The organism is Pantoea sp. GD03673 (assembly GCF_029844725.1).
In the GTDB taxonomy this organism is placed as follows: Bacteria; Pseudomonadota; Gammaproteobacteria; order Enterobacterales; family Enterobacteriaceae; genus Pantoea.
Window position 1 is genome coordinate 236,134 of the sequence record NZ_JAOCKJ010000003.1, and the last position, 25,760, is coordinate 261,893.

The following is a 25,760-nucleotide window of genomic DNA, read 5'->3' on the forward strand; positions in this document are numbered from 1 at the left end:
TCATATTTACATGGATTTAAAAATGCTGCTCAATAGTCAGGCAGCAGATTAAAAAAATCAGTGCATCGCGGTTTATTCACACTATTTAGAATAAAAAAGAAAGTCATCAGTGAGTGTCCGGGGCGCAAATCGCATTCTTCTTAACTTGCAGATAAAACACTATGAAAACACTCTCAGCTGTAACTGAACCCCCTAAAGCCGCACCTGCGGGGGCGGGTAAAAAGAAAGCTATCATGCTGGCGCTGCCGGTCATCGTTGCTGTGTTGCTGTTGCTGGTGCCGACACCGGCGGGTCTCGAACCCTACGCCTGGCACTTCTTCGCCATTTTTGTTGGGGTGATTGTCGGCTTAATCTTTGAACCACTGCCTGGTGCTGTTATCGGCCTGACCGGCGTCGTGGTCATCGCGCTGTTCAGTCAGTTTGTGCTTTTCAGCCCAGCCGAACTGGCTAACCCGAAATTCAAAGTCGCCAGTGAATCCTTTAAGTGGGCGGTCAGCGGTTTCGGCAACTCCACGGTCTGGCTCATCTTCGGTGCCTTTATGTTCGCCGCCGGTTATGACAAAACGCAGTTTGGCCGTCGCCTGGCCCTGATTCTGGTGAAATATCTGGGTCGCCGCAGTCTGACACTGGGCTATGCGATTACCTTTGCTGACCTGTTACTGGCACCCTTTACCCCGTCTAATACCGCACGCAGTGGCGGCACCATCTACCCGATTATCGCCAACCTGCCTCCGCTGTATGGCTCTAAACCCAACGACCCGAGCGCCCGTAAAATCGGTTCTTATCTGATGTGGGTCGCCATCACCGCAGCCTGTATTACCAGCTCAATGTTCCTCTCTGCACTGGCACCAAACCTGCTGGCCCTGGCGCTGGTGAAAAGCATCATCGGTTTTGATATCTCATGGGGGATGTGGTTCCTGGCCTTCCTGCCGCTGGGCGTGCTGCTGATTCTGACCATGCCGCTGCTGGCTTACTGGTTCTATCCGCCTGAAGTCAAAATCAACGATGAAGTGCCAAAATGGGCTATCGCTGAACTGGAAAAACTGGGCCGGCTGACCCGCAATGAAATCCTGCTGCTGGTGTTCGTGGTCTGTGCCCTGCTGATGTGGATCTTCGCAACGTCGTGGATTGAGCCCGCAATGGCTGCACTGCTGGTCGTCGTGCTGATGTTGTGGACCGGCGTGCTGAACTGGAACGACATTACCAGCAATAAACCGGCCTGGAACACCTTTGCCTGGTTCGCTACGCTGGTGGCGCTGGCTGATGGCCTGGCCCGTGTCGGCTTTATCGCCTGGTTAGGTAAAGAGGGTGGCCTGCTGCTGCAGGGTTATGACCCGCAGATTTCAGCCGTCGTGCTCTTGATCGCCTTCTTCCTGCTGCACTACCTGTTTGCCAGTACCACGGCGCACACCACCGCGCTGTTACCGGCCATGCTGACCATCGCAGCGTCAATCCCGGGCATCAACATGCCGGTCTTCTGCCTGATGCTGTGTACCTCTCTGGGTGTGATGGGCATCATTACCCCATACGGTACGGGTCCAAGCCCGATTTACTACGGCAGTGGTTATCTGCCTACCAAAGATTACTGGCGTCTGGGCACAATCTTCGGTGCCATCTTCTTAGGCTCCATGATGCTGATTGCCTATCCGTGGATGGTGTGGATGTTCTGACGGATACAACATGCAGATCAACGCGTTATAAGATACCATTCCCGCACTTCCCCGCCGCCTCTGCGGCGGGAAAGCATAATAAACGATTAATTCGCCTATGATGTTGCGCCCCGCAGCCTGCTCGCGGAGGTTCAGCCGGTCATTAAGTGAGAAAAAATGTCGAACAAACCTTTTGTCTATCAGAACCCTTTTCCACTGTCCCACGACGATACCGAATATTATCTGCTGAGTCGCGAGCATGTCTCGGTCGCTGAATTTGAGGGTCAGGAGATTCTCAAAGTCGACCCGCAGGCGCTCACGTTGCTGAGCCAGCAGGCGTTTCACGACGCCTCTTTTATGCTGCGTCCGGCTCATCAGCAGCAGGTTGCCTCAATCCTTGATGACCCGGAAGCCAGCGACAATGACAAATATGTCGCCCTGCAGTTTTTAAGAAACTCTGAAATTGCCGCTAAAGGCGTCCTGCCAACCTGTCAGGACACCGGCACCGCGATCATCATGGGCAAAAAGGGCCAGCGCGTCTGGACCGGCGGTGGCGATGAGGCCGCGCTGTCACAGGGTATCTACAACACTTACATCGAAGATAACCTGCGCTACTCCCAGAATGCCGCGCTGGATATGTACAAAGAGGTGAACACCGGGACCAACCTGCCCGCGCAAATCGACCTCTACAGCGTCGATGGCGATGAGTACAAGTTCCTCTGTATCGCCAAGGGTGGCGGCTCCGCCAACAAGACCTACCTCTATCAGGAAACCAAAGCGCTGCTGAGCCCCGGCAAGCTGAAAAATTACCTGGTGGATAAAATGCGCACCCTCGGCACCGCCGCCTGTCCGCCCTACCATATTGCCTTTGTTATCGGCGGCACATCCGCTGAAAGCACTCTGAAAACCGTTAAGCTCGCCTCGACGCACTATTACGACGGCTTACCGACTGAAGGCAACGAGCACGGTCAGGCGTTCCGCGACGTGCAGCTGGAGCAGGAATTGCTGGAAGCCGCGCAGCAGCTTGGCCTTGGCGCACAGTTTGGCGGTAAATATTTCGCCCACGACATCCGCGTCGTTCGTCTGCCGCGTCACGGTGCGTCCTGCCCGATCGGCATGGGCGTCTCCTGCTCGGCTGACCGTAATATCAAAGCGAAGATCAACCGCGAAGGTATCTGGATTGAGAAACTGGAGTCCAACCCAGGCCGCCTGATCCCGGCAGCACTGCGTCAGCAGGGTGAAGGTGAAGTCCTGCAGGTTGACCTCAACCGTCCGATGGAACAGATTCTGGCGCAGCTCTCTGCTTATCCGGTCTCGACCCGCCTGTCACTGACCGGCACCATTATCGTGGCACGCGATATTGCCCATGCCAAACTTAAAGAGCGCATTGATAACGGCGAAGGATTACCGCAGTACATCAAAGATCACCCGGTCTATTACGCCGGTCCGGCCAAAACGCCAGAAGGTTATGCTTCCGGTTCACTTGGCCCGACGACGGCCGGACGCATGGACTCCTACGTGGATCTGCTCCAGGCCCACGGCGGCAGCAAGATCATGCTGGCGAAAGGCAACCGCAGCCAGCAGGTCACCGATGCCTGTCATAAGCATGGCGGTTTCTATCTGGGCAGCATCGGTGGCCCGGCCGCGGTACTGGCGCAGCAGAGCATTAAAAGTCTGGAATGCGTGGAGTATCCTGAACTGGGCATGGAAGCGATCTGGAAAATCGAGGTGGAGAACTTCCCTGCCTTTATCCTGGTCGATGACAAAGGGAACGATTTCTTCCAGCATATTGAGCGCGCACACTGCGCGAAATGCGTGAAGTAATCACCGCGTCAAAATCAAAAAAGCCCCGGAATCGGGGCTTTTTTTCGTGTTGCCAGTCTGGTTCTGTTGCCTGAACAGGCTCGATCCCGCAACGACCCGGACCGGGCTATCCCCGCTGCAGGCGCTGCAACGCCGTTTCAATCTGGACATCGCCCTGGGTGAGTTCGATGATCTGATACTTTATGGCCGGATTCTCAATCAGGCCGACCAGCGTCGCCGCCACATCTTCACGGGGGATCTCACCATACGGAATTGCCAGATCGGCATGCACCCGGCCTGTACCGGCGTCATCGGTCAGCGTACCCGGCCGCAGGATCACCCATTCCAGCGTGCTCGCCACCAGCGCTACATCGGCCAGTCGCTTCACCCGCATGTAGTTCTCAAACCCCTCGGAAGGCGTTTTACCGCGGCCCGCATCCGGGAAAGCGGAAACCAGCATAAAGCGGGAGACGCCCGCCTGCTCTGCGGCGGCGACTGCCAGCTTCAGCCCTTCACCGTCAATGGCATTGGTCAGCTCAATACCGGCACCGCCCGCACCCGCCGTGAAAACCGCCACGTCGTGACCCGTCATCAATTCTGCCAGTGCCGCCACACTCAGCTGCTGAATGTCGCCTGCCACCGGCTTCGCGCCTGCGTCCTTCAGGGTGTCAGCCTGTTCCGGTTTGCGATGCAATGCCGTCACACTGTGACCTTTGCTGCTCAGCTGACGCGTCAGCTGTCGGCCAACTTTGCCCGCTGCACCGATAATGAAACATGTCGCCATAGGATATCCTCCCTTCACTGATTGAGTGCCAGAGTATAGCCAGCTGTCAGAAACAAAAGAGGCGCCGGATGCGGCGCCTGCTGGGGTTATTCCGGGATAACCTTTTCCGCTTTCAGCTTATCAAACAGCTGGGTGAAGGCGTCCAGCGTGCTGCGGTAGCCGGTGAAGCCCGCTTTGCGGCTCTTACTCATGTCGGTAAAGGCTTCCATCGGGCGACCCAGGTCGGCATCGGTGTGCCACCAGGAGGCCAGCTTCGACACATCAGCCTCACGCAGCTGATGCTGCTCTGCAATTTCCCGCCACGCGCTTGCAGCCTCCTGCATACGATCTTCAAGCGGCATCATCCGGGCCGGGTAATCTGCGGCTTCAATGCCGAAATAGTCAGCCAGTTTTGGCCACATCCAGTTCCAGCGGAACACATCACCGTTTACCGCATTGAAATCCTGATTAGCGGCGTTCGGTGAGGTAGCGGCCCAGTGCAGCTGCTCAGCCAGCAGCCCCGCATCGGTCATGTCAGCCACACCATTCCACTGCTCCGGCGAACCGGGGAAGATAAATGGCCAGCCCTTTTCTTTGCACAGCGTCGCGTAGACGGCCAGCGTCTGCCCCATGTTCATCGCATTGCCCACGGCGTAGCCGATGATGGTATGCGGACGGTGAACGCTCCAGCGGTAGTCGTACTTTTCAGCGCCAGCAAAAATTTCATCTTCCTGCGCATAGTAGAAGTTATCGACCGGCTGACGGCCCTGCTCTTCACGGAACGGCGTAACAGGCACCGCGCCTTTGCCGTAGGCTTCAAACGGACCCAGGTAGTGCTTCAGGCCGGTGACCAGCGCAACGTGCGCGCCCTGCAGACGATCGCCCAGTGCTTCAATCACATTGCGAACCATGCCGCCGTTAACGCGGATGTTCTCTTTTTCATTTTCCTGACGCGCCCAGACACTGAAAAACAGCGCATCCGGTTTTACCTCTTTCAGTGCGTCACGGACAGCATCGGCATCGGTCAGGTCGGCGGTCAGGCTGGTAGCCCCTGCAGGGACGGCACCGCGTCCGCGTGACAGGCCGCTGACCTGCCAGCCTTCCTGCTGTAATTTATCTGCCAGTGCGCGGCCAATCACCCCGCTGATACCCACAATCAAAGCGTGCTTTTTCATTTGATTTCTCCTCGTTTTGCGTAATGCTAAGCCTAATAGAGAATTCAGTTCTTATCTCTGGCATTTATTCACAGCATTCTCAACCTGAGTTCACTAATCAATGCACGATCATCGCCTCAAAGATATCCTGCCGTTTGTCGCCAGCGTGGAGTGTGGCAGTTTTACCGCCGCGGCTGAACGTCTGCACGTGACCGGCTCGGCGGTCAGTAAGAGCGTCAGCCGCCTGGAGACGCGACTGGGCTCGCGACTGCTGGAACGCACCACCCGGAGCCTGAGTCTGACCGATGCGGGCAGCGCTTATTATCAGACCTGTCTGCGCGTGCTGGAGGATCTGGCCGAAGCTGAAGCGGTGCTGGCAGCCCAGCGCACCATTCCCTCGGGTCGGCTGCGGCTGGCGGTGCCCACCACCTATGGCCGCCTCAATGTCATGCCGCTGCTGATGCCCTTTTGCCAGCAGCACCCGGAGCTGGCACTGAGCCTGAGCCTGTCCGATCGCTTTGTTGACCTGTTTGAGGAGGGCGTCGATGTGGCGGTGCGGATCGGCGGTGCGCCCGATCTGCCCGCTTCGCTGGGCTGGCGTAACATGGGCCGCGAGAAGATGCAGTTCTGTGCCTCTCCCGCTTATCTGGCGCGTGAGGGACGTCCTGACAGTGAGTCAGCGCTGCTTGACCACCCTGCCATTCTTTATGAGCGCGTGGATGGCACAACCAAACCCTGGCTGTTTACCACCGAAGATGGTCAGCCCCACTGGCGGGAAGTGCCACACCGGCTGGCGCTGGGGGACGTTGATGCACAACTTCAGGCGGTGATTGCCGGGCTGGGGGTGGCGCAGATGCCGTCGTGGCTGATTCAGCGTGCCGTAGCAGCCGGTGAGCTGGACATTATTATGCCGCAGTTGCAGCCGGACGGACTGACGCTGAGCGTGGTCTGGCCTCGCCGCAAACAGTTTCTGCCAAAAGTGGACGCGCTGTTATCGGCGCTGAACGCCCTCGCCATTCGCTGACCTCTGCTTATTTCTTAATACGACGGTTGGGATATTTCATCCTGACCCGTTGCTTTATTGTTTGATGCTGCTCATTCCTGCCTGTTATGCCCAGCCTGAAAGGCCCGCCATTTTATATTCACACCCCTTACCCGCTTACATCTTAAGGCTTTATTTCAGCATTGATGGAATCCCATCAAAATAAAAAGGCCGGAAGGCTTGAGCTCACATAATGAAAACTAAGTTTCAAATATAATTTAACCCGAAATAAAAATATCAGTAGGGTGATGGCTTCTTCATGTTCTGACGTTTTGTCTTTGCCGTTATTACCAGGAGTATTCATGGAAAAAGAACTCTATATCTCGTCGAACCCGGCATCCGGTCCAAATAGCGCCACCCGCACCGAGCCTTTTGTGAAGATTATTGCGCTGGTTGCCACCCTGGGGGGATTGCTGTTTGGTTATGACACCGGTGTGGTCTCAGGGGCATTGCTGTTTATGCGCGGCGATTTGCATCTCACCCCGTTTACCACCGGACTGGTCACCAGCTCTTTACTGTTTGGTGCCGCTTTCGGCGCACTGGCCGCCGGTCATCTGGCAGATAGCCTGGGCAGACGCCGCATTATCATTGCCCTGGCACTGATTTTCGCCCTGGGGGCTGTCGGCTCAGCTTTAGCGCCTGACGTGACCTGGATGATCGTCTCACGCCTGTTTTTAGGCTTTGCCGTGGGCGGGGCTGCCGCTACCGTGCCGGTCTACATTGCCGAGATTGCGCCTGCCAATAAACGCGGGCAGCTGGTTACCCTGCAGGAGCTGATGATCGTCAGTGGTCAGCTGCTGGCGTACATCTCAAACGCAACCTTCAACGATATCTGGGGCGGCGAAAACACCTGGCGCTGGATGCTGGCGCTGTCCATTGTTCCCGCCGTGATGCTCTGGGTCGGCATGATATTTATGCCTGAAACGCCGCGCTGGCATGTGATGAAAGGCCGCAGTCAGGCTGCCCGTGAAGTGCTGGAAAAAACCCGTGCCGCTGAAGATGTTGAGTGGGAACTGGCAGAGATTGAAGAGACCATCGAAGAGAACCGCCAGCGCGGTAAAGGCCGTCTGCGCGATCTCGCTACCCCCTGGCTGATGAAGATTTTCCTGCTGGGCGTGGGTATCGCCGCCATTCAGCAGCTGACCGGCGTCAATACCATCATGTATTACGCGCCCACCATGCTCACCGCCGCCGGGCTAAGTAACGACGCCGCGCTGTTTGCCACTATCGCCAACGGAGTGATTTCGGTGGTGATGACGCTGGCGGGCATCTGGCTGATTGGCAAAACAGGCCGTCGCCCGCTGGTTTTAATCGGGCAGATCGGCTGCACCTGCTGTCTCTTCTTTATCGGGCTGATCTGCTGGCTGATGCCGGAATACCTTGACGGCACGGTCAACCTGGTCCGGGCGTATCTGGTGCTGACGGGGATGCTGCTGTTTCTCTGCTTCCAGCAGGGCGCGCTGTCACCGGTCACCTGGCTGCTGCTGTCGGAAATCTTTCCTGCCCGCATGCGCGGCATCTGTATGGGCGGCGCGGTGTTTTCGCTGTGGATCGCTAATTTTGCCATCTCCATGGCCTTCCCGCTGTTATTAGCCGCCTTTGGTCTGGCCGGCGCCTTTTTTATATTTGCCCTGATTGGTATCGGCGGCTCTCTGTTTGTTGTGAAGTTTATTCCCGAGACCCGGGGAAGAAGTCTTGAGCAGGTCGAGCACTATTTCTATGCGCTCTATAACGGCAATAAATAGTCCCTGTTCTCTGTGTATTTAATCCGTAACGGCCCGCGTCATGATCCAGACGACCCGATTGCTTAACACCGCACCCTTAATTCAAGGAAACTGTTATGAGCCTGAATATTCCCAACGCACGCTTTTGCGTGAATCGTAAAATAGCGCCCGGCCTGAGCATCCCGCAGTTTTTTAAACTGGTCAGTCAGCTTGGTATTCACAATGTTGAATTACGCAATGACATGCCCAGCGGACGCGTCACCGACGATCTCTCAGGCGACGAGGTGAAAGCGCTGGCGCGTGAGTCAGGCATCCGGATTGTCACCATCAATGCACTCTACCCGTTTAACCAGCTGAATGAAGAGGTGCTGCAACGCGCCCGCCAGCTGCTAAGCGATGCGCAGGCAATCGGTGCCGAATCGCTGGTGCTCTGTCCGCTCAATGACGGCACGCCTGTCAGCGCCGCCGGGACCGTCCAGGCGCTGCAAACCCTGGCCCCGCTGTTTGCCGAAGCCGGTATTCAGGGGCTGGTTGAGCCGCTGGGCTTTCCGCAAAGCTCCCTGCGCTCAGCGACCCAGGCGCAGGCGCTGATCCATGAAGCAGGCGTGCCGTTCCGATTGCTGATTGATACCTTCCACCATCATCTGTTCGGGGAGGCGGAGCAGACGTTTGAACAGGCAATTGACATCCGGCAAATCGGTCTGGTTCACCTCTCCGGCGTCACCGACCCGCGCCCGGTGAGTGCGCTGACCGATGAAGAGCGCATCATGCTCAGCACAGACGACAGGCTGGGCAGCAGGCAGCAGGTCCTGCGACTGGAGAAGATGGGCTATACCGGCCTGTACGCCTTTGAGCCGTTCTCATCTGTGATGAACAGCTGGCAGGAAGCGGACATCCTCCGCGAAATTCGTAACAGCATTCTGCTGTTGAACCACTCAGCGTAAGGAGAGCATCATGACGATTAATATTGGTGTTATCGGCACTGGCGCAATTGGCCGCGAACATATCCGCCGGTGCAGTACGGTGTTACAGAATGCCCGCGTCGTGGCGCTGAACGACATCAATCGCGACAACTGCCAGCAGATTGTTAATGAACTGACACCGGAAGCGCGCATTTATGACAACGCGCTGGATCTGATTAACGATCCGCAGGTCAACGCGGTGCTGGTCACCTCCTGGGGTCCGACCCATGAAGCCTTTGTGCTGGCCTGCATTGAGGCGGGCAAAGCGGTGTTCTGCGAAAAACCGCTGGCAGTAACCGCACAGGGCTGTCTGAATATTGTGGAAGCGGAGATTAAAGCGGGACGTCAGCGGGTGCAGGTGGGCTTTATGCGCCCCTATGACAGTGGCTATCGTGCCCTTAAAGCGGTGATCGACAGCGGCGAGATTGGTGAGCCGCTGATGCTGCACTGTGCGCACCGCAACCCGGAAGTGGGCGACAGCTACACCACTGATATGGCGATTACCGATACGCTGATCCACGAACTGGATGTGCTGCGCTGGCTGCTGAATGACGACTATGCCAGCGTTCAGGTGATCTTCCCGCGTAAAACCCGCAAGGCGTCGTCCCACCTGCGCGATCCGCAAATCGTCCTGCTGGAGACCACCAAAGGCGCACGCATTGATGTCGAAATTTTCGTGAACTGTGAATATGGGTACGACATTCAGTGTGAAGTGGTGGGTGAAAGCGGCATTGCCCGCCTGCCGGAGCCGGTTTCTGTTCAACTGCGCAGTGCAGCAAAGCTCTCGACAACGATTCTGACTGACTGGAAAAAACGCTTTATTGATGCTTATGACGTGGAGTTGCAGGCCTTTATCAATAATGTCATCAGCGGTGAAATGACCGGTCCTTCGGCCTGGGATGGTTACGCTGCTGCGGTCGCCGCCGATGCGTGCGTCACGGCGCAAACGACCGGTGAAATCGTGCCGGTGACCCTGCCAGCCCGACCCGCGTTTTACCGCTGAACCCAGCCCTGCACGGTGGATGCCACCGTGCAGGGGCGTGTCCTGGAGTCCTTTTTCAGCCTCGCTTCCTGCTCTGAATAATCCGCCAGCCCGCAATGATAAAGCACGGCCAGAGGGGTATGCGCGGCAGGATTACGGCGCGGTGATAACAATCGCCACGCGCCGGTTCTGCGCCCGTCCCTGCGCACTGTTATTGCTGGTAACCGGTGCGCTCATGCCCAGTCCACGCGTGACAATATTTTCACGCGGTATCATCGCCCCTTCTGCCCACTGTGCCGCGACCGCATTGGCCCTTTTTAACGACAGCTGCTGGTTATAATCGGGTTTGCCGTAATTATCGGTGTGCCCGTCGATGCGGACATGCCGGATACCGGTCGCCGCCAGATTTTTCGCCATCCCCTGAATGTTATGTTTACTGGCGGCCGTCAGTTCTGATTCATTGACACCAAACAGGATCTTATCGGACAGGCCTAATCCCCAGCCTTCCATGTTCTGCGTGAAGCCGGCATTCTTCATTGCGGCAATTTGCGCCTCGCTGAATCGCCCTTTCGACTGACAACCGACCAGCGTCAGAGAGAGCAGCAGCAGGAAAATGTTTTTCTTCATATTTACGCCTTATTTACGCCCTGATTGTTCGCTTATTCCTGTACATATTCTTATCGGCACGTTCGAGAATCGCCTCAGCCGTATCACCCTGTTGTGACCAGGCGTAGCCGATAGTCACTGAGGTCGTAATCGGCAGGCCTTCTGTAATAAGAATCTGTTCCCTGATGGCGTCATGAATGCGCTGCATGAACTGCTGTAATGCCGCCTCACTCGTGCGGCTGCTGACCAGCATGGCAAACTCATCCCCACCTAATCGCGCCACTAAATCCTGTTCAGACGTCAGGGATAAAAGACGTGATCCTATCGCTTTGAGTACCTCATCCCCGGCGGCATGACCCCAGTTATCATTGATGCGCTTAAAGCTATCGCCATCCAGAAACAGCAGCGCAAAACGTTCGTGATCGTGGGGCTGATCGAGGAGTTGTGTCAGGCGCGCGGAAAAGGCACTGCGGTTGGCAAGGCCGGTCAGCGGGTCTGTCAGCGCCTGTGCTGCCAGCGAACGATTATCGCGAATCAGCGAAGCCTTCAGGGATTGCATTTCCATCAGCAGGGAGTTGAGGTCATCCGAAAACAGCTGAAATTCCCGGATTGGCCCACCCGGAATACGCAGGGAGAAATCACCGGAGTGAATCACATAGTGAATCGAACTGGTAATGGTGCGAAGCGTCGCAATGATTCCGCGATGCAGGAATTCACTCAGCATCAGCGAGATAATCAGCACGCAGAGCATCCCGATCGAGAGAATCATGAAGGAGTACTGAATGAAACTCACTGCACCGGTTACGGTGCCTTCCAGCGTCAGGGTGCCGACAACCGCGTCGGCATGAATAATATCGACGTTAAGCGGTTTGAGATAAATCCACTCACGCAGCAACCGTGAAAACCAGCCCGTCTGTTCCTGCTGCGCAGTCCACTGAGCCAGAACAATATGATCCCGGGTAACCAGTTTCGCTGAAGCATACATACCCTCATTGCCAAATCGCTCAATTTTATTACGCGCATCGTAGCTGTCGGCAAAAACAGTTGATGCAGTGAGCGTGCTGCTTAACGTCGAGCCAATCAAATCAAGATTACATTTCTCATAATTTTTAATAAAAATGAGCGACGTCGATGAGAGTAACAGCCAGCACAGCAGTAATATCACCGCAGAGTTAATGGTGCTAATTTTCCGCAGTTTATTGCGGATTGAGGATTTATCGTGCCTTAATTCGTCGAATTTCATCTTATTCGCTTCCCTCTCGGGAGAGCAAAAGCACGTCCGGGCTCACCCTGACACCGCTTCGGGCCAGTGAATCGAGGTTCACGGAAAAGTGCGTATGGTCCGGTTGAAAAATCAGGCAAAAAGCGGCACCCAGGGTGCATTCCGCATTTTTCTCAGCAAGCGTAAGAACTGCTCTTCCCTTAAGCTGCTCAATAAGCTTTACCTGCTGCTGCGGCGTCAGATCGCCGAAATAAAGGGCGTCACATTCATGCCTTGCAAGATCGCCTGCATCCGCAAGATAAACAACGGTGAACGTCGCTGCCGGAGAGGCGCTGTTTACGGGTAAAGAGAGATGTTGTGCTGAAGAAAAAACACATAATTCAGGCGGTTTTTTTAACGCTTTCCAGTGGGTGAAACTGATGATGCCGCTGACAATACGATTCGCTTTGTCATCCTTTATCCCGGCCCAGGCAATATGCGCATTCAGCAGGAAAAAAATAAGTAGCGCAGAGACGATCTGGCAGAGGCGGCGCAGCAGAAGCAGCACATCGACGTCATGATGAATGTGATATTTATCGGTCATACTGCGTTCCAGTAATACTACGCACGGCGGGAGAACTGAATAATCGCGGAAAGATTAACATAGCCAGGACTGCCCTTGCACACAGAATTTTCTTAGCTATAGATACTTCTGTTTATACTTCCAGACCGGCTTATTCCCGGAATAATCGTTGGCCGCAACGGGATATAAAAGAGAGGGGGCCGTGAAACATCACCTTATTTAATGACATTTTCCGGGACGGAATAACATCCGTCTTTCAACAGCGTTCTGTTTTAAAGCCCGGACATTATGGCCAGCGCCGGATAAAGCTGCAGAAAAGCGGCGATGCCGATCATTCACCGCGCCAGCGATATCCGGCACATCACGAGGCCCCCCGCAACGCCCTCAGACGTAGCCCATCATTTTCAGCAGCGACTGCACCTGCGTCATCGCTTCGCTGCGATGAGAGACGCCCAGCTTCTGATAAAGATTGCGGATATGCGTTTTGATGGTGGTAGACGCCACCGCCAGCTCACCGGCAATCTGATCGTTGCTGTAACCTGAATAGATCAACCCCAGCACCTGCCATTCACGCTGCGTCAGCGGGCTGGTGCGGATCAGCTCTGGCACGTCTGGGTGGTTGAGTAACCGGCTGACAAAACCTTCATCGAAATGGGCGAACTTGTGACGGTGATATTTGTTGATCTCCAGCAGGATGCGGCGGGCGCGGTGGCTGTCCAGCTCATTCAGGGTGTTGAGCTGTATCAACTGCCGCAGCTGCTGCGCCATCATTTCGCCTTCAATGACAAAATGGCTGATAAAGCCGGTGCTGCGGGCGAGTTTCAGCGCGTCGATCAGGGCGTGCTGCGCCTCGGCTTTGCGACCGGTCTGCCAGTAGATCTGATTCAGCAGCAGCAGATTACGGTTTAAATCGGTCATCAGGCGCAGGGCACGGGCGTTCTCATTCAGCTCCTCCAGCACCACTTCCGCCTGACTGACATCACCCAGCAGGATTTGGGCACGGGCGATATTACGCCACTGTCCCTGCAGAAAATGGTTATTAGCGAAGGCGGGTTTCGGGGTCAGCCGCATCCAGTCGCGGGCGTTCTGGCTTTCGCCCGTCATCTGCCAGTAGATAACCCGGACTTTGTCGGCATTGGCGATCCAGTCGCTGTGCCAGTTGCCGTTGTTCAGCAGGTTTTCCAGCCGGTTCAGATAGCTGCGGGCGTTATCCAGATTACCGCGAACCAGTGAGCACTGCACCAGCAGCCCCAGACACTGAATCTGCTGCTGCGGCTGGAAACCGTTCAGCACTTTGATGCCTTCCCGCGCCGCCTGCTCGGCCTCGTCAAGCCGGCCCCAGGCCCATAACAGCTGAGCACGAATGCGCAGCAGAAACTCATGCAGCGGGAACTGCGCCAGATGCTGCTCTTCCACCAGCACAAAGGCGCGACTCTGAATCTCATAAGCGGCCTGCAAAAATCCCTGTGCAAACAGAATTTCACTCTGCTGAATCAGGCTCCAGAGCGCGTAGTGCCACACTTCATCGCGACGCGCCATCTGTTCAGTCTGCCGCATCAGCTTGAGTGAATCGTCCAGTTCGCCTTTGCAGTGCATGACTTCGCCATGTACCGAGGTTGCCACAATGCGGCTGTAATGACGGCTGGCCGGAAGGGTGTCGAGCGCCACTTTTGCCAGCCGCTCCGCTTCATCGGTATTGCCATCGTTGATCGCCACCTGAGCACGCAACGCATTAAACTCACCACGCAGCGCTGCATCAATTTCACAGCGGCTGGCCTGCTCAAAACGCGCCAGCAGGCTATCAACTTCAGAGAAGCGATGCTGACTCTGCATCAGCCACGCCTGCAGCAGCACCAGCATCGGGTTTTCGAGCATCATCTCCCACGGCAGGGCTTTCAGGGAGTTTTCCAGCAGCGGCAGTTCACTCTGATTAAACAGCGTCCAGGCGTGCTTCAGCAGCACGTCCCGCAGCATGGTGGCGTCGCCGGAAGCGAGCGCGTGGTGAATCGCCTCACCCGGAAAGCCCTGCGCCATCCAGCTTTCGGCAGCGGCCCGATGCAGCGCAGGCAGCTCTGCCGCCAGCTCCCACTGACAGCGCTGACGCAGGAAGTTGCCAAACAGCGGATGGTAGCTGAACCAGCAGCCGGAGTCGTCCATACGCTGCAGAAACAGCCCCTGACGCTCAATCTCTTCCAGCCGCATCTGGCCGTTCTCTTCACGGGTCACGCAGGCGATCAGTTCATCATTCATTGAGCGCAGCAGCGCGGTTTTCAGCAGGAAATGGCGGGTGGGCAGATCAACATTATCCAGCACCTCCTCCACCAGATAGTCAGCGAGATGGCTGGCATTAATGCCGGAGAGACGGCGGGCTGAGTGCTGAGCTGAACTGGCACCCTGGCGCGCTGACAGCACGATCAGCTGCAGCGCCGTGGCCCAGCCTGCAACATCATCACAGAGGCGGCTGCTCTCTTCACTTTCCAGCGGGGCCGCCAGACGGCAGTCAAAGAACTGTCGCGCCTCCTGATGGGTAAAGGCCAGTTGCTGACTCCCCAGCTCAATCAGCTGTTCCCGCACCCGCAGGTTAGCAATACCGAGCTGCGGCAGGTTGCGTGACAACAGAATCAGGGTCAGATTTTCAGGCTGATGGCGCAGGAAAAAGCGCATCGCGTCATGAATCAGGGGATTGGTGATCAGATGGTAATCATCAACGATGAGCCACAGTGGCTGCTGCCACTCCACCAGCTCGATAAAGAGCTGCGAAAACAGCGCATTGAGATTCACATATTGCCGCTTCTGCGCCAGCAGTTCACTGCGGGGACAGCCGCCGTGTGTGGCCTGTTGCAGGGCTGCAATCAGGTAGTCGGCGAAGCGTTCTGGCTGATTATCGCCTTCATCCAGAGAAACCCAGCCCAGATCGTTTTTCCCCGCCGCCCACTGTGACACCAGCGTGGTTTTGCCGTAGCCCGCCGGACTGGTGACCAGCACCAGCCGATAGTTGCCAGCAGAGGTGAGCTTTTGCAGCAATCTCTCACGGATCACGGTGCCTTCAAGACGCACCGGGCGACTGAGTTTGGCGGGTATTAACATGGGCGCGCGTTTCTCCATTTGTCGAGCGCATCATTATTTTACGCTTCGTAATTATTCCTTACACAGGTTCAGCATTTCGTCAGATGAATGCAAGTAAACCCATTAATTAAGCTTTACAAAAGCGGGCGCAATCACACTCCTGACACGATTTCGGATTACCCTCACCCTCTCCACCCTCCCCATCCTCCTGTCCTAATTCCTGTCAGGAGGAGGAACCTTAGTTTTCTGCCGGGCACACTGTCGCGACATTGACTCACTTTCTGTTTTTACAGGACATCAACCATGACACAGCCCGATTTTAATCCGATAACGTTCAACGCGGCCCTGACCCGTCAGTGGCAGCGTTTTGGCCTGCACGACGCGCAGGAGATGACCCCGGCACAGTGGTGGCAGGCACTCAGCGGTGCACTGGCCGACATGCTGGCCGCACACCCGGCGCCCCCGGCCCCGACAGAACTGCGCCATGTTAACTACCTGTCGATGGAGTTTCTGATCGGTCGCCTCACCGGCAACAACCTGCTGAACCTGGGCTGGTATGACGCGGTGAACGACGTGCTCTCTGCCTGGAACGTTTCCCTCACTGACGTGCTGGAAAATGAAACCGATCCGGCGCTGGGTAACGGCGGCCTGGGTCGTCTGGCGGCCTGTTTCCTGGATTCCATGGCGAATGTGGGTCAGCCTGCCATTGGCTACGGTCTGAACTATCAGTACGGCCTGTTCCGCCAGCGCTTTGAACAGGGCGCGCAGATTGAAGGCCCGGATGACTGGCAGCGCGATCGCTATCCGTGGTTTAACCACAACGCTGCGCTCAACGTTACCGTGGGACTGGGCGGTAAAGTGGTGACGGTTGAGGGGCAGCCGCAGTGGCAACCGGCGTTTGAACTGGTGGGTGAAGCCTGGGATTTGCCGGTGGTGGGCTTTGAGAACGGCATCAGTCAGCCACTGCGTTTGTGGCAGGCGAAACATGCACAGCCGTTTAACCTGGGTCGTTTTAACGACGGTGACTTTTTGCGCGCAGAGCAACAGGGCATTGATGCAGAAAAACTGACCAAAGTGCTCTACCCCAACGACAACCACCAGAACGGTAAGAAACTGCGTCTGATGCAGCAATATTTCCAGTGCGCCTGTGCGCTGGCTGACATTCTGCGTCGCCACCATCTGGCCGGACGCAGCATTGAAACGCTGGCTGACCATGAAGTGATCCAGCTGAATGATACCCATCCGACCCTGGCGATCCCGGAACTGATGCGCCTGCTGCTGGATGAGCATCAGCTGAGCTGGGATCGTGCGTGGCAGATCACGCAGCACACCTTTGCTTACACCAACCACACCCTGATGCCGGAAGCGCTGGAGTGCTGGGATGTACGACTGGTGCGCAGCCTGCTGCCGCGCCATATGATGATCATCAACATGCTGAACGCGCAGCTGAAGACCGCAGTCACAGCCCGCTGGCCGGATGATGAGGCGAAATGGGCGAAACTGGCGCTGGTACACAATAACCAGCTGCGGATGGCGAACCTCTGCGTCACCAGCGGCTTTGCGGTCAACGGTGTGGCGGCGCTGCATTCAAAACTGGTGGTGCAGGATCTCTTCCCGGAGTATCACCAGCTGTGGCCGGAGAAATTCCACAACGTGACCAACGGCATTACGCCGCGCCGCTGGATCAATCAGTGCAACCCGGCGCTGAGTGCGCTGATTACCCGCACGCTGAACACACCGTGGCTGAACAATCTTGATGCCCTGCAGGGACTGGAAGCCTGTGCGGATGACGCCGCTTTCCGTGCGGAATATCGCGCCATCAAGCAGCAGAATAAACAGGCGCTGGTCGGGTGGATCAAAAACCGGACCGGCATTGAGATCGATCCCACCGCGCTGTTTGATGTGCAGATTAAGCGCCTGCATGAATACAAACGTCAGCATCTGAGCCTGCTGCACATTATTGCGCTGTGGCAGACGCTGGTCACCGATCCCCAGGCGAACCGTGCGCCGCGTGTGGTGCTGTTTGGTGCCAAAGCCGCGCCGGGCTATGCGCTGGCAAAAAATATTATCTATGCCATCAACAAAGTGGCTGAGGTGATCAATCAGGATCCGCGCATCGGCGACCGCCTGAAAGTGGTGTTTATTCCTGACTATAACGTTTCCGTTGCCGAGCGGCTGATCCCCGCTGCCGACCTCTCCGAGCAGATTTCTACTGCGGGTAAAGAAGCCTCCGGCACCGGTAACATGAAGCTGGCGCTTAACGGTGCGCTGACCATCGGCACACTCGATGGTGCAAACGTTGAGATCGCGGAGCAGGTCGGTAGCGAAAACATCTTTATCTTCGGGCATACCGTGGAACAGGTGGTGGCGTTAAAAGCCGATGGTTATGCCCCGGCGCAATGGCGTAAAAAAGATCCGCAGCTCAATCAGGTCCTGAAGGCGCTGGAAGATGGCACCTTCAGTCAGGGCGACCGCCACGCTTTTGACGCAATGCTGCAGAGTCTCGGCCCGGAAGGCGGCGACCCGTATCTGGTGCTGGCAGACTTCCAGCCCTACCTTGACGCACAGGCTCAGGTGGAAGCGCTGTGGAGCGATCAGGAGGCCTGGACACGTGCCACCATCCTCAATACCGCACGCTGCGGCATGTTCAGCTCCGATCGCGCCATTCGCGATTACCAGCAGCGCATCTGGCAAGCCAAACGCTAAGGAACGCCATGAAAACAGATCCGGTTATGGATGATTTTTCCCTGGCAGGCATCGCCGCTGAGTACATCAATGCGCACGGCAAGCCACAGGCAATCCCGACCCTGACCCGCCAGCGTTTGCTGGCGGTAATGCAGACACCGCGCCAGCAGAGTACCCCGCTGCCACCGGTGGTGATTTTTCGCAGCGGCGATCTGCTGAGCCTGTCGCCACAGCTGAATGACGATGCCCACTGGCATCTTACCAGCGAGGCGGGTGACATCAGCTCTGGTCGCTGCCAGCCCGCCCAGCCGCTGCATCTGCCGCCGCTGCCCGAAGGCTATCATCAGCTGACGCTGCAACAGGGTGCAGAGCTGTGGTCGTGCCGGGTCATTATTGCACCCGCCCGCTGTTATGAACCCCCGGCACTGCAGGCCGGTGAGTCCTTGTGGGGAGCCTGCGTGCAGCTCTATACCCTGCGCTCGGCAACGAACTGGGGGGTGGGTGACTTTGGCGATCTGCAGCGGATGCTGCCGGAGGTCGCCGCACGCGGCGGCGCGTTTATTGGGCTTAATCCGGTGCATGCGCTGTTTCCTTCCAGCCCGGAGAGCGCCAGCCCTTACAGCCCGTCGTCCCGGCGCTGGCTCAATGTCGTCTACATCGATGTCAGCGCCGTCTCTGACTTCCGGCAGAGTGCCGCCGCGCAGGCCTGGTGGCAGCAGCCGGAGACGCAGCAGACGCTTGAGCAGGCTCGTGCAGCAAAAGAGGTCGATTATACGGCGGTGACCCGGCTGAAAATTCAGGCGCTGCGCCTGGCGTGGCCGCAGTTTACGCAGCGTGACACCGCCGATCCTGAGGTGCTGGCCTTCCATGCCTTTATCCGTGAGGGGGGTGAAAGCCTGCTGCATCAGGCGTTGTTTGATGCACTGCACGCCGACCAGATAGCGCAGGATAGCGGGCGCTGGGGCTGGCCGGTCTGGCCGGAGGCGTTGCAGCATCCCGACAGCCCGGCGGTGCAGACCTTCCTGGCGCAGCATCCGGATCAGGTGCGCTTCTGGCTCTGGCTGCAGTGGCTGGCGGCGCAGCAGTTTGAACGCTGCTGGAACCATTGCCAGCAGCAGCAGATGCCCGTTGGCCTTTATCGCGATCTGGCGGTCGGCGTCGCACAGGGTGGCGCAGAGACCTGGAGCGAGCGCGATCTCTACTGCAAGGAGGCCAGCATCGGAGCACCGCCCGATATTCTCGGACCCCGCGGTCAGGACTGGGGATTACCGCCGATGGATCCACAGGTGATGCGGCAGCGCGCCTGGGACCCCTGGATTGCCCTGCTGCGCGCCAATATGCGCCACTGTGGCGCGCTGCGGATTGATCATGTGATGGCGCTGATGCGGCTGTGGTGGATCCCGGCCGGAGAAAGTGCAATGCACGGTGCCTATGTTCATTACCCCATCGACGATCTGCTGGCGATTCTGGCGCTGGAAAGTCAGCGCCATCGCTGTATGGTGATTGGCGAAGACCTGGGCACCGTACCGGAGGCGATTGTCGATAAGCTGCGGGATGGCGGGGTTTACTCCTACAAAGTGCTCTGGTTCGAACAGGTCTCTGACGCGGGTTTTCGCCTGCCCGCCAGCTGGCCACGCCAGGCGATGGCCGTCGCCACCACTCACGATCTCCCGACGCTGCGCGGCTGGTGGCAAAGTGATGACCTGACCACAGGCGCGCAACTTGGTCTCTATCCCGACAAAGTAGTGCTGGCCGGGCTGTATCAGGATCGAATCAGGGCGAAGCAGGCGCTGCTGAACAGTCTGCATCGGGTGGGTGCTCTGCCGAAACGAGCCGGACGCGACGCACGCCGCACCGGAATGAGTAAGGCCCTGAACCGGGCGATGCAGCGTTATCTGGCTGACAGCCACAGCGCCCTGCTGGGTCTGCAACCGGAGGACTGGCTGGATATGGCCACGCCGGTCAATATCCCCGGCACCAGTGACGAATATCCCAACTGGCGACGCAAGCTGAGCGTTGATATCGAAACACTGTTCAGCGATGCGGGAACCGACGTGTTGTTACGGGATCTGACGGCACGCCGTAAAAGGCTGATGCGTGGTTAAGACTGGCATTTAAGTTAAAAAGAACACACCCCGAAAGTATCCGGGGTTTTTTAAGTTGAATGTCAATCCTGTCAGGGTAATTTGCGGGCAACCCGCTCCCGGATTGTTACGTTTAGTCCGTTAATCAGACAAACCGGTCTCATATCACAAACTTCTACCTGCTGAGACAAAACCGATAATCGCCGTAATACAGCCGTCATTCCCTCGCGCGTCACAGCACCAGTGGTGGGAGATACCGTTATTTCTTCGGGCTCTTTGTCTTCATCTCGTGCAACAGTACCGTTACGATTCAAACTACCTGTCGTGACGAAAAAAAGGTGCGCCTGAGCGCACCAGATGGGACAACATCAGTAGCGTCGGGGCCGCTTCACCCCTTGCCTTTAACGCTACTGATAAACGTTTGCCGCGCAGTGGTAGAACCCAGCCGCTCGGCTTCATCCAGCAGTTTCAGCGCCTTGTCGATATTGCCGCTGTTCACCGCCTGTGTGATCTTCTGGTTAAAGTAACTCTCGGTGTCGCGCATGATCGGTTCCGCACGCGCTTTTGGCGCGGGCGCGGATGCCGGCGTGGGTGACGGCGCGGCGCTGTACGCTGATGTCGGCGCGCCATTACCCACGGTGACCGCGCCTGGGCCGGATGAGCCAAACAGCGGCCCGACCAGAATTGATGAACCGGAACTGGTCTGCATTTTCAGCTTAATCGTGCCGTCACGACTGTGGCTGGCAATGGGATCGGGAATGTCCGGTACGGCATGACCGGTGCCCTGCGCGTAGGCTTTAGCCGGATCAAGCAGGGTGGTGGTCTTAGTCAGGTCGCTGTCGGTAGTGAACACCAGCAGGTAAATTTTTTGCTGACCCAGCGCCGGGGTGAGTTTCATCACTCCTTCAAGGCGATCCGCCGTCATCACACCGGGCTTCTGATAAGTAAAGTAGCGGCTGGGGAACCAGGCCGCCGGACGCAGATTTTCATCCAGTACCAGCACGTTAGGCGCAAAAACCTGACCCTTTGCCACTTCGCTGCTTAACGTCAGCGTGAGTTCGCCAATATTCGCGGGCAGACTGTAAGCCGCGACCGGCCCGGCGATATGCGGCGCGTTGAGGGTCTGGCCGCTGTTTGCCAGTGTCGTGGTCTGGGTCTGTGAGGCCGCCAGTGGCTGCCAGTTCAGGCGTTGCAGTGATTCAGGTGCGACGACCGGTGCGGAGGAGAGATCCTGCGGCACCAGATTCACATCGGCCAGGGCAGGCAGGGCGTGCCCTGTCAACAGTGCCGCACTCAGGCAGAGTGCAGCCAGTTTTTTCATTTTCATTATGCGTACCTTATTGCGGGTCGCGGTGTGAACCAGGCAATGGCACACCGCGACCAGGAAGATCCATCAGGCGCGAAACCGCGTCTGTCAGAAAAGGTTTACCACCAGATTTCCATCTGCGCGCCGAAGGTCACTTCGTCGTTGTTGCCACGGCTGTTAGTCAGGATGCCGTTACCGGTGGAATCAGCAGAGGCGAAGGTAGTGAGATCGCCGGAGGTGTCTTTGCTGTAGCCCCACTTCTCATCCCATTTGGCGTAGGTGGCAAACAGACGCAGTGCCGGACGGGACCAGATGCTGTCACCTGCCTGCCACTGCTGCGCCAGCGTCACTTTATACTGGCCGTTGCGATCGCTGACCTGCTGCGACTTCACATTGTCGTAGCCCAGCTCCAGCAACGTACTCATGATTGGCGTCCATTTGTACATCGGGCGCACACCCACGGTGTACCACTCGGTGCCGCGATTGTTGTCCAGATCGATGTTCTGATACATGGCGACGTACATCAGGTCCCAGCGCTCCGCAAGGGAGATCGCGCCGTGATCGAGCACGCGGTACATGTCACCGTTGTTATTCAGACTGGTGCCCTGCGGCATGCCTTTGCCCTGTGAAGTCATCGCATCGGTTGCGTACTGCAGCACAAACTTGTTGTAGCCTTTCAGCATGCTCTGGGTATGTTCCGCCGTGAACATCCAGCCATCCTTCGAGGCCCCCTCATCCAGACGGTAATCATCACGCGCATTCGCACGGCCGTAATCCACACCCAGTTCCAGTACGCCATCCGGGTTGGTTTCCAGACCGGCCAGACGCACATCAAACACGTCGTTGGCGGTGCTGGTGGCGAAGTCACGGATACGGTCGCTGGAGAAGGTGTAAGAGCCGCCCGCTTCAGACGAACGGGTTGCGGCGAAAGAGAGCTTACCAAAGCCGAGATCCACATCTTCCAGACCCGCACCCGGACCGGAGATATCCCAGTAGTAGAAGTCGATCATATGAACGTCATGACGCTGATAAAAACGCTTACCGGCCCAGATGGTGGAACCTGGCAGCGCGTCAATCAGGTTTTTGCCTTTGACGTTCGCTTCGCGGAAAGCGGGTGAGGTTGCTTCCCAGTCATTCTGCTGCGCCACGGAGTAAGCCACGTTGGTGTCGAAATAGAAGCTTTTGTCGCCCTCTTTCCACACTTCCTGGCCTAATTTCAGTTCGGCGTAGGTTTCACATTCGTTGCCCAGACGGTACTTACTTTGAGCGCCGGTGGCCTGGAAACATTGCTGTTCACCACCGCTGCCGGTCCAGCCAATGCCGGAACGGGCGTAACCGGTAAAATCAACCGCCATTGTCGGGGCGGAGAGGGTTCCCACCGCAACGGCAACGGCGATGGGGAGTTTGCGCAGAGTTAACATTTTCTATCTCCTGAGGTCATTGCTTTTATTGTTTTAGGCAGGGCTAAACACCCGGCTCCTGATACAGCCTGCGGCACGCGCTCCCGTCCTCGCGGAACAGGTGGCAACGCTCGGGCGGCAGGCCAATACCGAGGATGGCGCCCTCTTTTACCAGCACGACGTCCTCCTGGCGGTAGACCAGGTTTTGACGGATAGCGGGAATCTCGATGTGGATCTGTGTTTCATGCCCCAGCTGTTCCACCACCTGCACTTCCCCTTCCAGGGTAACGTCGGCGATATCACTGGAGAGCAGATGTTCCGGGCGAATACCCAGAGACATATTGCTGCCAACCTGCACCCCGGCGCTGTCCACCGGCAGCCAGACCAGCTGCTGATTAGGCAGCCGCACCTGCACCTGGTCGATGGCGGTCGCCGTCACTTTGACCGGCAGGAAATTCATTTTGGGTGAACCGATAAACCCGGCGACAAAGCGGTTAGCGGGATAGTGGTACAGCTCAAGCGGCCTGCCGACCTGCGCAATACGCCCGGCGTCCAGCACCACGATCTTGTCAGCCAGCGTCATCGCTTCGATCTGATCGTGGGTGACGTAAATCATGGTGCGCTTAAGGCGCTTGTGCAGACGGGAGATTTCGATCCGCATCTGGACACGCAGCGCTGCGTCGAGGTTTGACAGCGGTTCATCCAGCAGGAAGACGCGCGGCTCCGCCACCAGCGTGCGGCCAATCGCCACGCGCTGACGCTGACCGCCAGAGAGCGCTTTCGGACGGCGATCGAGCAGGTGCGCCAGTTGCAGAATCTCTGCCACCTGATTGACGCGCTGATGGATCTCCGCTTTTTTCACGCCAGCCAGCCTGAGCCCGAAAGACATGTTTTCCGCCACCGACAGATGGGGATAGAGCGCATAAGACTGAAACACCATACCGATGCCACGTTCGGCGGGCGGCACCTCATTCATGCGACGATCGCCGATTAACAGCTCGCCGCTGGTGATGGTTTCCAGCCCGGCAATCATGCGCAGCAGCGTCGATTTACCACAGCCTGACGGGCCGACGAAAACAACAAATTCCCCTTCACGAATAGTGAGATCGATATCTTTCGACACCACCGTATCGCCCCAGGCTTTTGTGACATTGCGTAGCACAACGCTCGCCATGATCCCTTTCCTCTTAGCTGCATATTCGTGTCTGCTCAGCGGCAGACGGGTTCCGGGGTTCACTATGCGAGAGGAAACAAGGGCTAACATCCTCCACCGCCCTGCATTCCGCTGGGGGAGGAGGCGGGAGGAGGAGAAACCCCGGCTGATGCGGCGAAGCGTGCGCTGCCGCACTTTTTTGTGATCGCTCACGCAGACCTGCAGGATTTTTTACCGCTTCAGCACGCGCTTCAGGCGCTTTTTGCCAGTGCGATCACAGCGATGACGTCTGGGGCGTAGAGCAAAGGAGGATGAGAAGCGCTGGCGGATACGCAGAATGATGCCGACAGAGCATTCACCACTTCCGCTAACAGGATGGATTTATGACGATGAAACCCGGAGCAAGAATTCTGGCCCTTTCTGCCCTCTCTGCCGTGCTCTTTTCGGCCAGCGCGATGGCAAAAATCGAGGAAGGTAAACTGGTCATCTGGATCAACGGTGACAAGGGGTATAACGGCCTTGCCGAAGTGGGTAAGAAATTTGAGCAGGAGACCGGCATCAAAGTCACGGTCGAGCATCCTGACAAAATGGAAGAGAAATATCCGCAGGTCGCGGCAACCGGCGATGGTCCCGACATTATCTTCTGGGCGCACGACCGGTTTGGCGGCTACGCGCAATCGGGTTTGCTGGCTGAGGTGACGCCGGATGCCAGCTTCCGCGAGAAGATTTTCCCGTTCACCTGGGACGCGGTGCGCTTTGACGGCAAGCTGATTGGCTATCCGATTTCGGTAGAGTCGCTGTCGCTGATTTACAACAAAAAGCTGCTGCCAGACCCGCCGAAAACCTGGGAGGAGATGGCTGCTCTCGACAAGCAACTGCGCGCCAAAGGCAAAAGCGCCATCATGTTTAACCTGCAGGAACCCTACTTCACCTGGCCGCTGCTGGCCGCTGGCGGTGCCTACGCCTTTAAGCTGACCGACGGCCACTATGACGTGAAAGATGTCGGCGTCGATAACGCCGGGGCTAAAGCGGGCATGCAGTTCCTGGTCGATCAGGTTAAAGCGAAAACCCTGAATGCGGACACCGATTATTCCATTGCTGAAGCGGCCTTTAACAAGGGTGAAACCGCCATGACCCTCAATGGCCCGTGGGCTTGGGGCAACCTCGATAAGAGCGGTATCGACTATGGCGTGACCGAACTGCCTACCCTGAAAGGAAAGCCATCGAAAGCTTTTGTTGGTGTGCTGAGTGCCGGGATTAACGCCGCCAGCCCTAACAAAGAGCTGGCGAAAGAGTTTCTGGAGAACTACCTGCTGACCGATTCCGGGCTGGAAATGGTCAACAAAGATAAGCCGCTGGGTGCCGTGGCGCTGAAATCTTACCAGCAGACGCTGGAGAAAGATCCGCGCATCGCCGCCACCATGAACAACGCCCGTCAGGGTGACATCATGCCAAACATCCCGCAGATGGCGGCATTCTGGTACGCGATGCGCACCGCCACCCTGAACGCGCTGGGCGGTCGTCAGAGCGTTGACGCTGCACTGAAAGATGCCCAGGCCCGTCTGAAGAAGTAATTCTCCCTTTTGCAGCCGGGGCA

The 25,760-nt window shown here is 57.1% G+C and carries 18 protein-coding genes; 9 read left to right on the forward strand and 9 right to left on the reverse strand.

The genetic code is table 11. The features are described 5' to 3' along the window. The first annotated feature begins 161 nt into the window (after positions 1–161). Both N5J69_RS07010 and fumA read left to right on the forward strand, forming a co-directional pair. Positions 162–1,670 (forward strand): anion permease, encoded by a 1,509-nt coding sequence (locus N5J69_RS07010; RefSeq protein ID WP_279769096.1) that lies wholly within the window; start codon positions 162–164, stop codon positions 1,668–1,670. A gap of 156 nt (positions 1,671–1,826) precedes the next feature. Then, positions 1,827–3,473 carry a class I fumarate hydratase FumA gene (fumA, locus tag N5J69_RS07015; protein WP_279769097.1) on the forward strand — a complete coding sequence of 549 codons (1,647 nt, stop codon included), beginning with the start codon at positions 1,827–1,829 and terminating at the stop codon, positions 3,471–3,473. A 106-nt stretch (positions 3,474–3,579) separates the two neighbouring features. Here the strand turns inward: fumA and N5J69_RS07020 are convergent, their stop codons facing one another. Both N5J69_RS07020 and N5J69_RS07025 read right to left on the reverse strand, forming a co-directional pair. Then, positions 3,580–4,236: an SDR family oxidoreductase gene (locus N5J69_RS07020; protein WP_279769098.1), complete on the reverse strand. Its 657-nt coding sequence runs from the start codon at positions 4,234–4,236 to the stop codon at positions 3,580–3,582. Positions 4,237–4,322: 86 nt separating this feature from the next. Beyond that, entirely contained in the window at positions 4,323–5,390 is a 1,068-nt protein-coding gene (locus N5J69_RS07025; protein WP_279769099.1) for an SDR family oxidoreductase, read from the reverse strand. Positions 5,391–5,490: 100 nt separating this feature from the next. Between N5J69_RS07025 and N5J69_RS07030 the strand changes: the two genes are divergently transcribed. The 4 genes from N5J69_RS07030 to N5J69_RS07045 all read left to right on the forward strand — a co-directional run bounded on the left by N5J69_RS07030 (position 5,491) and on the right by N5J69_RS07045 (position 10,100). Then, positions 5,491–6,393 carry a LysR family transcriptional regulator gene (locus N5J69_RS07030; protein WP_279769101.1) on the forward strand — a complete coding sequence of 301 codons (903 nt, stop codon included), beginning with the start codon at positions 5,491–5,493 and terminating at the stop codon, positions 6,391–6,393. Between the two features lie 320 nt (positions 6,394–6,713). Then, entirely contained in the window at positions 6,714–8,156 is a 1,443-nt protein-coding gene (locus tag N5J69_RS07035) for a sugar porter family MFS transporter (protein ID WP_279769103.1), read from the forward strand. A 95-nt stretch (positions 8,157–8,251) separates the two neighbouring features. Continuing rightward, a complete protein-coding gene (locus N5J69_RS07040) occupies positions 8,252–9,079 on the forward strand; it encodes a TIM barrel protein (RefSeq protein ID WP_279769104.1) in 828 nt (275 codons plus the stop codon). A 10-nt stretch (positions 9,080–9,089) separates the two neighbouring features. After that, entirely contained in the window at positions 9,090–10,100 is a 1,011-nt protein-coding gene (locus tag N5J69_RS07045) for a Gfo/Idh/MocA family oxidoreductase (RefSeq protein ID WP_279769106.1), read from the forward strand. 132 nt (positions 10,101–10,232) lie between these two features. On the opposite strand, the gene N5J69_RS07050 is transcribed toward N5J69_RS07045, so the two are convergent. From N5J69_RS07050 to malT, 4 genes are all read right to left on the reverse strand, one after another. Continuing rightward, complete coding sequence (locus N5J69_RS07050) at positions 10,233–10,706, reverse strand: OmpA family protein (RefSeq protein WP_279769108.1); 474 nt, start codon at positions 10,704–10,706, stop codon at positions 10,233–10,235. 13 nt (positions 10,707–10,719) lie between these two features. Further along, positions 10,720–11,928 (reverse strand): diguanylate cyclase, encoded by a 1,209-nt coding sequence (locus N5J69_RS07055; RefSeq protein WP_279769109.1) that lies wholly within the window; start codon positions 11,926–11,928, stop codon positions 10,720–10,722. A 1-nt stretch (position 11,929) separates the two neighbouring features. Next, the gene (locus N5J69_RS07060) at positions 11,930–12,490 is read right to left on the reverse strand and encodes a YfiR family protein (protein ID WP_279769112.1); all 561 of its coding nucleotides are present in this window, start codon (positions 12,488–12,490) and stop codon (positions 11,930–11,932) included. Positions 12,491–12,853: 363 nt separating this feature from the next. Further along, positions 12,854–15,556, reverse strand: coding sequence for an HTH-type transcriptional regulator MalT (gene malT, locus N5J69_RS07065; protein WP_279769114.1), 2,703 nt, complete (start codon positions 15,554–15,556; stop codon positions 12,854–12,856). A gap of 282 nt (positions 15,557–15,838) precedes the next feature. On the opposite strand from malT, the gene malP reads away from it, so the two are divergent. Next, the gene (malP, locus tag N5J69_RS07070; protein WP_279769116.1) at positions 15,839–18,241 is read left to right on the forward strand and encodes a maltodextrin phosphorylase; all 2,403 of its coding nucleotides are present in this window, start codon (positions 15,839–15,841) and stop codon (positions 18,239–18,241) included. 8 nt (positions 18,242–18,249) lie between these two features. Next, a complete protein-coding gene (gene malQ / locus N5J69_RS07075) occupies positions 18,250–20,325 on the forward strand; it encodes a 4-alpha-glucanotransferase (RefSeq protein WP_279769117.1) in 2,076 nt (691 codons plus the stop codon). Between the two features lie 367 nt (positions 20,326–20,692). On the opposite strand, the gene malM is transcribed toward malQ, so the two are convergent. The 3 genes from malM to malK all read right to left on the reverse strand — a co-directional run bounded on the left by malM (position 20,693) and on the right by malK (position 24,184). Beyond that, a complete protein-coding gene (malM, locus tag N5J69_RS07080) occupies positions 20,693–21,631 on the reverse strand; it encodes a maltose operon protein MalM (RefSeq protein ID WP_279769118.1) in 939 nt (312 codons plus the stop codon). A gap of 98 nt (positions 21,632–21,729) precedes the next feature. Further along, positions 21,730–23,031, reverse strand: a complete 1,302-nt coding sequence (locus N5J69_RS07085; protein ID WP_279769119.1) for a maltoporin — start codon at positions 23,029–23,031, stop codon at positions 21,730–21,732. Between the two features lie 43 nt (positions 23,032–23,074). Further along, positions 23,075–24,184, reverse strand: coding sequence for a maltose/maltodextrin ABC transporter ATP-binding protein MalK (gene malK / locus N5J69_RS07090; protein ID WP_279769121.1), 1,110 nt, complete (start codon positions 24,182–24,184; stop codon positions 23,075–23,077). A 362-nt stretch (positions 24,185–24,546) separates the two neighbouring features. On the opposite strand from malK, the gene malE reads away from it, so the two are divergent. After that, a complete protein-coding gene (gene malE, locus N5J69_RS07095) occupies positions 24,547–25,737 on the forward strand; it encodes a maltose/maltodextrin ABC transporter substrate-binding protein MalE (protein WP_279769122.1) in 1,191 nt (396 codons plus the stop codon). Positions 25,738–25,760 lie beyond the last annotated feature (23 nt).